The sequence below is a fragment of the Corallococcus sp. CA047B genome, from assembly GCF_003612065.1.
Classification (GTDB): Bacteria; Myxococcota; Myxococcia; order Myxococcales; family Myxococcaceae; genus Corallococcus; species Corallococcus praedator.
Genome location: NZ_RAWD01000027.1, coordinates 42,030 through 49,853 on the forward strand (window position 1 = coordinate 42,030; position 7,824 = coordinate 49,853).

Sequence of the window (7,824 nt, forward strand, 5' to 3'; positions counted from 1 at the left end):
GCGCTGAACTCCCGTCCCACGCTGACGCGGACCTGAACACGGTCTGCTCCCGCGCCGGAGCATCTCCCCTCGGAAGGGTGCTCCGGCGTGGGCCTTTCCTCCGTGCCCCTCTCCTGAAGGATCCACCCCGATGCGTCTGTCCTCCGCCGCCTTCCTGTTCGCTGCCTGCGCCGCGCTCGCCCTGACCGGCTGTGATGACGAAGAACCCACCGTCACGCCGGACGCCGGCACCTCGGCGGACGCTGGGTCCGACGCGGGCACCAGCGCCGACGCAGGCACCGAGCCGACCTCCACCGCCACCGTCACCACCTCTCAACCCACCGAAGGTGCCACGGAGGTCTACCCGCTGGAGCTGTACCTGGACACCTCCGGTGAGAAGCCGCTCATCGCCTTCCGCAAGGTGCTCTCGCTGACGTTCAGCGAGCCCATGGACCCGACCTTCGCCCAGGTGACACTGCGCGACCGCACGGACACCACGGTGCCGCCCCGCGTGCTCACCGGAAGCTGGTCCGGGGATGCGCGCACGCTCACCGTCACGGTGCCGCGCACCGAGGAGAGCAACCGGCCGCTGGAGGTCTCCACGCACTACGTCGTGGAGCTGACCGCGCTGAAGGACGGGGCAGGACGCGCGCTGGGACCCACCACTTCGGGCCTGGGCGACAGCGCGCTGGACTTCACGACCGGCGAGCGAGATCCAGCGATGGAGCACGCGTGCACGCACACGCTCGTCAACACGCCGGAGGTCGTCACCGCGGGCCGCACGCCCTTCGACTTCCCGCCCGACACGAACACCGGCCACGCGCGCTACGAAGTCACCCTGCGCTCGGGAGAGGCGGGCTTCGGGGGCTACACGGCCTTCATCTCCGACCCGGAGAACACCGAGCACGTCACGCTCTACTTGAGCCAGGAAGTGAACACGAAGGTCACCAACGACACGGCGGGAGGGACGGACGTGGTGTCGGTGCTCGCACCCGCGCGGTTCATCTGCGGGGGCATCACGCACACGCTGACCTTCACGTCCGCACCGGGCGATCAGATCTACCTGTTCCAGTTCGGACCGGTGCCGGCGGAGAAGTTTCAATTCGTGCTGGAGCGCGAGTAGCCAGACATGTCCAGCGGGGAGGGGCGCACGTCCACCAGGACAAGGTCGCCCTCCCCGGCGGTCCGATGCGGCGAAAAGGGCGCGCTCGTTACGGTGAAGTCCCACCGCGAGGACTACCGCATGCGCCAGCCCGTTCCCCACAAGCCGCTCGATCCCCATGAGGAAGTGCAGACGCTGCCCCACTACCTGGTGGGCGAAGCGCTCGATGGCGTCCTCTACATCTCCTCGCCCTCCGTCGCGCGTCGCAAGGGGCTGTCGCCGCTGCTCGGCCGAGCGCCGGAGGGCTGGTGGTGGACCGCCGAGCCCCGGCTGCTGCTGGGCCAGGACGTGCTGGTGCCGGACCTGGCGGGCTGGGTGGGCGGACGGCCCCCGACGCTGCCCAATGGCTCCTTCATCGACCGCGCGCCAGACTGGATCTGCGAGGTGCTGTCGCCCGCCACCGCGAAGCTGGACCTGGCCACGAAGCTGCCCCGCTACGCCCGCGCGGGCATCCACCACGCCTGGGTCATCAACCCCGTGCACCACATCCTGGAGGTGTTCCGCCAGGAGCACGAGCGCTGGGTGTTGAAGAACGTCTTCGTCGACGAGGACCGCGTGCGCGCGGACCCCTTCGGGAACGTGGAGCTGACGCTGTCGCCGTTCTGGCAGCCGGGCTGAGCCCCACCGCCCCCCTTAGCCCCGGGGCTCCCATGCGCCGGTGAAGGCATCGAAGCGCCGCACGTTGACGCTCAGCGCGCGGTGCACCTGGGTCTCCGGCCCCACGTCCACGGGGGTGCCCTCCGCCGGCACCGTCAGCCGGTCGAAGCGCGTGCCCGTGAACCAGCGGTGCGGCTGCGCCTCCAGGCAGAACAACCCCTCGTCATCCAGGTCCGCCTGGATGGGAACGAAGTCCACGCGTTGCAGCTCCACGGGGGGCGGGAAGTCCATCGCGAGCCGGAAGGGCACGCGCGCCTCCGCCTGCGTCGCGACACCTTCCAGGAACAGGGTGCGCCCCTCCATCACGTCACCCTCCGCCCCCAGGGCCCGGGAGGGCGGCTGGAGCAGCAGCGACAATGAGCGCGCCAGGCCCGCGATGCCCGGGGAGTGTCCCAGCACCCGCGCCTGTCCCGGCTGCGCGAGCAGGTCGAACACCACCTCCCGGTCCCACTCCCCCAGCACGCGGCCTCCGGAGAAGAAGTCCCCTTCGTGCGCGTGCGCGGTGGGCAGCAGCAGGTCGCTCACGCGGCGCAGCAGGGCCTGGGGCTGCAGCGGCGAGGCCTTCTCGAACAGGTAGATGGGCCCCAGCACCATGCGCGCGGTGGTGAGCGCCACGCGCCAGCCCGTGTCGGTGGTGAAGACGCCGACGGTGTCCTCACCGGGTGCCATGGCCGTGCGCAGGCCCATGCGGAAGGTGATGCTCCGACCGCCTGTGCCGGACAGCCCGCAGGCGTGGACGCCCGCCACGAGCGCACCGCCCAGCAACCGCGTGAAGGCACGACGCGAGGGACGCAAGGCAGAGGTCATGGCCGGTCCTCCTGGAGGTCCAGGTACACGGTGAGGGTGCCGCGCACGGTGCGAGGGGCACCGGCGGAGAAGTGACGCGTGGCCAGCAGGGACGCGGGCGCGTCGGGGCCGCGGAAGTTGGACACGTAGTTGAACTCGGACTCGCGCCAGCGCGCGTCCAGCAGGTTCTCCACCGTCACGCCCAGCTCCACGGCGCGCCAGCGGGCCCGCGCCGCCACATCGAAGAGGAAGATGGATTCGCTGTAGCGGTCCAACGGCAGGGGCTTGGGCCCGATGGCGCTGTGGCCCAATGCCAGGCTCCACCCCACCGGCTGCCGGGCCACCGTGGTGGTGCCACGCCAGGCCGCGTCCACCCGGCCCAGCACCTGCGGGATGTACGGAATCACCGTGCCGTCCCACAGCCGCCACGAGGACGCACCGGGCACGGGCAGCGTGGCGCGGGCCCACGCGAGGCTCGCCTGCACGTCCAGCCGTTGGTTCCACTGGAAGCGCGCGGTGCCGAAGGCGCCCAGCCGCTGCGACGGACCGATGGGCTGGTTGCGCCCCGTCGTCTCGCTGAAGACCAGATCCTGCGACACGCGCGTGGCGAACACCGCGCCCCGGACCTCCAGCGCGGAGTCCCCCGCGTCGTCGCGCCAGTGCCAGCCCAGTCCCGTCTCGCCGGAGGTCACCCGCGCGTAGGGGGCGAACTCCGCGTCGGACAGCCCCGCCGCGTCGCTGGAGCGCGCGCCCAGGCCCGCGCTGGTGAGCCAGGTGAGGCGCGGCGTCAGGCGTACTTCCGCGCTGGCGCGGGGGCTGGCGAAGAACCCGTAGGCCTCCACCGACTCCTCGGGGATGCGCGAGCCCTGCCGGTCCGACTCCGGACGGTTCAGGTCCTCCACGCCGAACAGGAAGGTGTCCACGCGCACGCCGCCCCGGAGCGTGAGCCATTCCATGGGGGCCCCGCGCAGTGACAGGTACGCGCCCAGGTTCGTGGTGCGCACCTGATTGTCGAAGATGGTGGCGTACGGTGCGCCCCCCTTGTCGCGCAGGCGCCGCGCGCGGGTGTGCACGTTGTCGTAGCGGGCCACATAGCCCAGTTCCACCGGCTGGGGCTGACCGGCCCAGGTGAGGCCCGGTGTGTAGCGCCCGCGCAGACCCACGGTGGTGCCCTGGTAGGACTGTTCCGTGTTGTCGCCGCGCTGCGCCTCTCCGACCGGGGGCGTGTCCTGGAGGAAGCCGGTGAAGTTCTCGCGGCTGCGCATCTGGCGCGCCACCGCGAAGGCCTGTTGCACGAAGCGCCCACCGCGCTCCAGCCGCGACACCAGCTCCACGGACGCGAGGTGCCGCTGGCTCGCGCCGCCCTGGTTCGGGTCATAGAGGCAGAAGAACTGCGAGTCCGCGTCCGCGTCACAGGGCAGCCGCGCGTCCACGACGTCCGTTTCGCGCACCACGCCGGCGGTGGAGAAGCGCGCGCCGTAGCTGGCACCGAACAGGCGCAGCCGCGTCTCCGGGCCCAGGCGCAGCTCCGTCTGGGCCATGAGGCCCGCGTTCGCGTACGCGCGGTTGGGGCCGAAGCCGTGGCCCTGGCGCAGCAGCACGCCGACGAAGGTGGCGTCGGTGGACTCGGGAGGACCCCACACCAGGGACAGCCGGCGCGACGCGAAGCTGCCGTAGCTGGCGGACGCGGTGATGCCCCGGCGTTCCAGCCCGAGCTGGTAGTCCACGGTGCCCGCCACGCCGAAGTCGCCCTGGGAAGGGTCATAGGGCCCCTCCGTCACACGGAGCGACTGCACCAGCTCCGGGATGATGAAGTACGTGTCCGCGTAGCCGTGACCGTGGGCATGGGAGACCTCGTTGAGAGGCACGCCGTTGAGGCGCATCTCCACGTCCTTGCCCTCGCCCGCGTCGAAGCCGCGCAGGTAGAGGGTCTCCGCGTGGCCTTCCCCCCCGTGGTTGGCGAGCATCACGCCCGGCGCCAGCAACAGCAGGTCCGTGGCCGAGTTGCGGGGCACGTCCGCGAGCTGCCCCACCGTGATGTGGAAGTCCCCCACCGCCACGGGGGGCGGGGCAACGGATTGGCCGCGCACCGTGGTGGAGAACGACGGCGGCTTCGGGTCCGGAGAAGAACCACCACCGTCATCAGCGGGTTGCGTGACGTCCGTGTTTTCGGCACGCGGCGCGGCTCCTGCGTCAGAAGGTGGCACCACCGGCTCGAACGTCACCGGCACGTCCACCTGGACCTCCAGCGGCACCTCCCCCCGGCGCGCGGGCTCGAAGCGCCAACGCAGGGCCGCCGCCATCGCGGCCCGGTCGAACGCCACGCCTGCCGACTCGCGCACGTCCACCCGCGACACCTCGCCCCTGTCGTCGAGCGTCAGCCGCAGCAACACCCGCACGGGCTGCGTCAACGCGGGGACGTCCGCCGGCATCACCGGCGGCGCGGCCTCCACGGGTACGGGGGGAGTCACGGGCACTTCGGGCGACGCGCTCAGCAGCCAGAGCACCAGCGTCGGAATGAACACAGGCAACGACCTCGCTCCACGGTGACCACCCGACGCAGGCGGTCCCCCAGACAGCGACCCGTGGATATCGCAACCCACACTTGACTTGCAACCACGTTACAAATACCAACCAGATGCATGAAAACCCAAGGCACCCCGGTCCGATGGAGGCGGCTCCCCCTGCTGCTGGGGGCCGTGGCGCTCGCGGCCACCGGCTGCGGTGAGACGGCGGCCCGGGGCGACGTGCGCCTGACGCTGAGCGGTGGAGACGGCACCCAGCGCGGCTACGCGGACCACCTCTTCCAGGACGGCTGGTCCGTGCAGTTCAGCAAGTACCTGGTGTCCGTGGGGGACTTCACCCTCACCTCCGCGGCCGGCGACGTGCACGCGTCGCCAGAGCACGTGCTGGTGGACGTGCAAAAGGAGGACGTGCCGCTCACCGGGCTGACGGGCCTGGAGGCCGGGCGCCACCAGGTGTCCTTCCGCGTGAGCCCTCCGGAGGCCCGCACCGTGGCGGGAGTCTCCGTGTCCGCCGACGACCTGGCGATGATGCGCGAGCGCGGCTTCAGCTACTTCGTGGAGGGGCGCGCGCAGAACCGCGGCCCCGCGCTGGGCCTCTACACCTTCCGCATGGGCTTCCCCGTCAACGCGCGGATGGTGGACTGCATCAACGGCGTGGATGGGACCCAGGGCCTGGTCGTGCCGGAGAACTCCGTGGCGGAGGCGGAGATCACCATCCACGCCGAACACATGTTCTACGACCGGCTGGGCACCCACCGGGGCGTGCAGCTTCGCTTCGAAGCCATCGCCGCCACCGCGGACGCGAACCACGCCATCACCCCGGAGGGGCTGTCATCCCAGGACCTGCTGGACCTGCACGGGCTGGACGGCGGTGAACTCCGGGATGCCCAGGGGCAACCCGTCGTCTACCAGCCCGGCGCCCATGACCTGCGGACGCTCCAGGCCTTCGTCACCCAGAGCATCGTGGATCAAGCGCACCTGAATGGCGGCGGGGTCTGCACGCCCACCGCACCGTAGGCGCCTGCCCGTGGACACGGGCAGGGGCCCGGCTGGACGTCAGGCCTCGGGAGAGCCGCCCTTGGCCTTGCGCTGCTCCTCGACCTCGCGCTTCACGTCATCCATGTTCAGCGCGCGGACCTGCTTGATGAGGTCCTCCAGCGCCGCCTGGGGAAGCGCGCCCGGCTGCTCGAACAGGAGGATGCCGTCCCGGAACACCATCAGCGTGGGGATGGAGCGGATCTGGAAGGCGCCAGACAGGTCCGGCTGCGCGTCGGTGTCGATCTTCCCGAACGCGATGTCCTTATGCAGCTCGGACGCCTTCTCGAAGACGGGCGCGAACGCGCGGCACGGGCCACACCAGGTCGCCCACCAATCCAGCACGACGATGCCGTTCTTGCCCACCGTCTCCTTGAAGTTGTCCTTCGTGATCTCGAGCGTCGCCATGAACGGCCTCTCTTTTTCCAGAGTCCTTGAAGTCAGGTCCTAACCAACCGTCAACAGCTCCACCTCGAACAGCAGCGTGGCGTTGGGGGGAATCACGCCCGCCGCGCCGCGAGCGCCGTAGCCCAGCTCCGGCGGGATGGTGAGCTTGCGCACGCCGCCCACCTTCATGCCGGCGACGCCCTGGTCCCAGCCCTGGATGACGTGGCCCGCGCCCAGGGGGAACGAAAAGCCCTGTCCCCGGTCCCGGCTGCTGTCGAACTTCTTGCCGTCGGTCAGCGTGCCCACGTAGTGCACGGTCACCTTCTTGCCCGCCGTGGCCTCCGCCCCGGTCCCCACCTTCACGTCTTCGATCTTCAAGCTCATGTGCATGACTCCTAGGGCGGGAATCCACCCAGGAAAAGTGCGCACTTTAACGGCGTTCGCAGCCTCCCGCCGCCCTGAATGGTCGCCCGCTCGGTGAAAAAAGCAGGATGAAAAAAGAGAGCGGCGGCGGGGCTCCCGTTTCCGGGCTCCCCGCCGCCAGCTCCTGCCATGGATGTCGTCATTCAGGCTTCAGGTCAGAACGTGCCACCCACGTTCAGCGACGCGTTGTAGCTACCACCGCCCGACGGATCGCCGCCGCTCTCGATGTTGGGAGCGAACTGCTTGTCGAACAGGAAGTTGTAGGAGCCACGCAGGTCCGCCGTGAAGTGACCGAAGTGGCCGCGCACACCCACACCCGCGGGCACGTTGCCAACGGTGTCATCGCTGTAGCCCAGCGCTTCACCGCCGCGGAAGTGGTAGTTGCTGATACCGATGCCGCCCAGCAGGTACGGCTGCACCGGCGTCGGAGCGATGGCGAGCGTCAGGGCCGCCTGACCACCATTGCGGACCAGGTCCGGACCGTCGTCGGCACCGAAGACCCCCGCGTCCTTGATGTTGTTCAAGGCGCCGGAGTAACCGACTTCAATGCCCAGCACGGACGTCGGCTTGATGGACGCCGTCACGCCCGCGGAGGGACCCGGGGCCAACTGCGGAGCCAGGGCGCCGGTGTAGCCTTCCACACCGCCACCGATGAGCAGCGTCAGGCCCTTGGTGTCGCTCTTGCTCTTCTTCTCCACCTCCAGCGGCTCGATGTCCTCGTTCGCCGTCGCCGAGGGACGGAAGTCCGTCGACTGAGACGGCGCCGCGACGCCGCTGCCACCCGTCGCATCCGAGCTGGACGACGTGCCGGACAGCGAACTGTCGCGGGTGCTCATGTCGTCACTGGGGGGAGGCGGAGCGGCCGGAGGC

The 7,824-nt window shown here is 70.3% G+C and carries 7 protein-coding genes and 1 pseudogene; 3 read left to right on the forward strand and 5 right to left on the reverse strand.

Annotation, left to right across the window (positions count from 1 at the left end):
• Positions 1-130 precede the first annotated feature (130 nt).
• A complete protein-coding gene (locus D7X74_RS07275; RefSeq protein WP_120532191.1) occupies positions 131-1,102 on the forward strand; it encodes an Ig-like domain-containing protein in 972 nt (323 codons plus the stop codon).
• Between the two features lie 93 nt (positions 1,103-1,195).
• On the forward strand, positions 1,196-1,759 hold the full coding sequence (locus D7X74_RS07280; protein WP_199732703.1) for a Uma2 family endonuclease: 564 nt from the start codon (positions 1,196-1,198) through the stop codon (positions 1,757-1,759).
• A 15-nt stretch (positions 1,760-1,774) separates the two neighbouring features.
• Here the strand turns inward: D7X74_RS07280 and D7X74_RS07285 are convergent, their stop codons facing one another.
• Positions 1,775-2,605, reverse strand: a complete 831-nt coding sequence (locus D7X74_RS07285; protein WP_120532192.1) for a hypothetical protein — start codon at positions 2,603-2,605, stop codon at positions 1,775-1,777.
• Positions 2,602-5,109, reverse strand: coding sequence for a TonB family protein (locus tag D7X74_RS07290; RefSeq protein ID WP_120532193.1), 2,508 nt, complete (start codon positions 5,107-5,109; stop codon positions 2,602-2,604). Before D7X74_RS07290 ends, D7X74_RS07285 begins: the two co-directional genes overlap by 4 nt.
• 117 nt (positions 5,110-5,226) lie before the next feature.
• On the opposite strand from D7X74_RS07290, the gene D7X74_RS07295 reads away from it, so the two are divergent.
• On the forward strand, positions 5,227-6,126 hold the full coding sequence (locus D7X74_RS07295; RefSeq protein ID WP_233602004.1) for a hypothetical protein: 900 nt from the start codon (positions 5,227-5,229) through the stop codon (positions 6,124-6,126).
• 39 nt (positions 6,127-6,165) lie between these two features.
• Here the strand turns inward: D7X74_RS07295 and trxA are convergent, their stop codons facing one another.
• The 3 genes and pseudogenes from trxA to D7X74_RS07310 all read right to left on the reverse strand — a co-directional run.
• Positions 6,166-6,552: a thioredoxin gene (gene trxA, locus D7X74_RS07300; protein WP_120532195.1), complete on the reverse strand. Its 387-nt coding sequence runs from the start codon at positions 6,550-6,552 to the stop codon at positions 6,166-6,168.
• A gap of 39 nt (positions 6,553-6,591) precedes the next feature.
• On the reverse strand, positions 6,592-6,915 hold the full coding sequence (locus D7X74_RS07305; protein WP_120532196.1) for an FKBP-type peptidyl-prolyl cis-trans isomerase: 324 nt from the start codon (positions 6,913-6,915) through the stop codon (positions 6,592-6,594).
• 194 nt (positions 6,916-7,109) lie between these two features.
• A pseudogene (locus D7X74_RS07310) lies at positions 7,110-7,824 on the reverse strand (hypothetical protein); the annotation flags it as partial.

Excerpts from the sequence above, each read along its gene's own strand:
- trxA (WP_120532195.1), bottom strand. The coding sequence starts at position 6,552 with ATGGCGACGCTCGAGATCACGAAGGACAACTTCAAGGAGACGGTGGGC.
- D7X74_RS07275 (WP_120532191.1), top strand. The coding sequence starts at position 131 with ATGCGTCTGTCCTCCGCCGCCTTCCTGTTCGCTGCCTGCGCCGCGCTC.
- D7X74_RS07305 (WP_120532196.1), bottom strand. The coding sequence starts at position 6,915 with ATGAGCTTGAAGATCGAAGACGTGAAGGTGGGGACCGGGGCGGAGGCC.
- D7X74_RS07285 (WP_120532192.1), bottom strand. The coding sequence starts at position 2,605 with ATGACCTCTGCCTTGCGTCCCTCGCGTCGTGCCTTCACGCGGTTGCTG.
- D7X74_RS07295 (WP_233602004.1), top strand. The coding sequence starts at position 5,227 with ATGAAAACCCAAGGCACCCCGGTCCGATGGAGGCGGCTCCCCCTGCTG.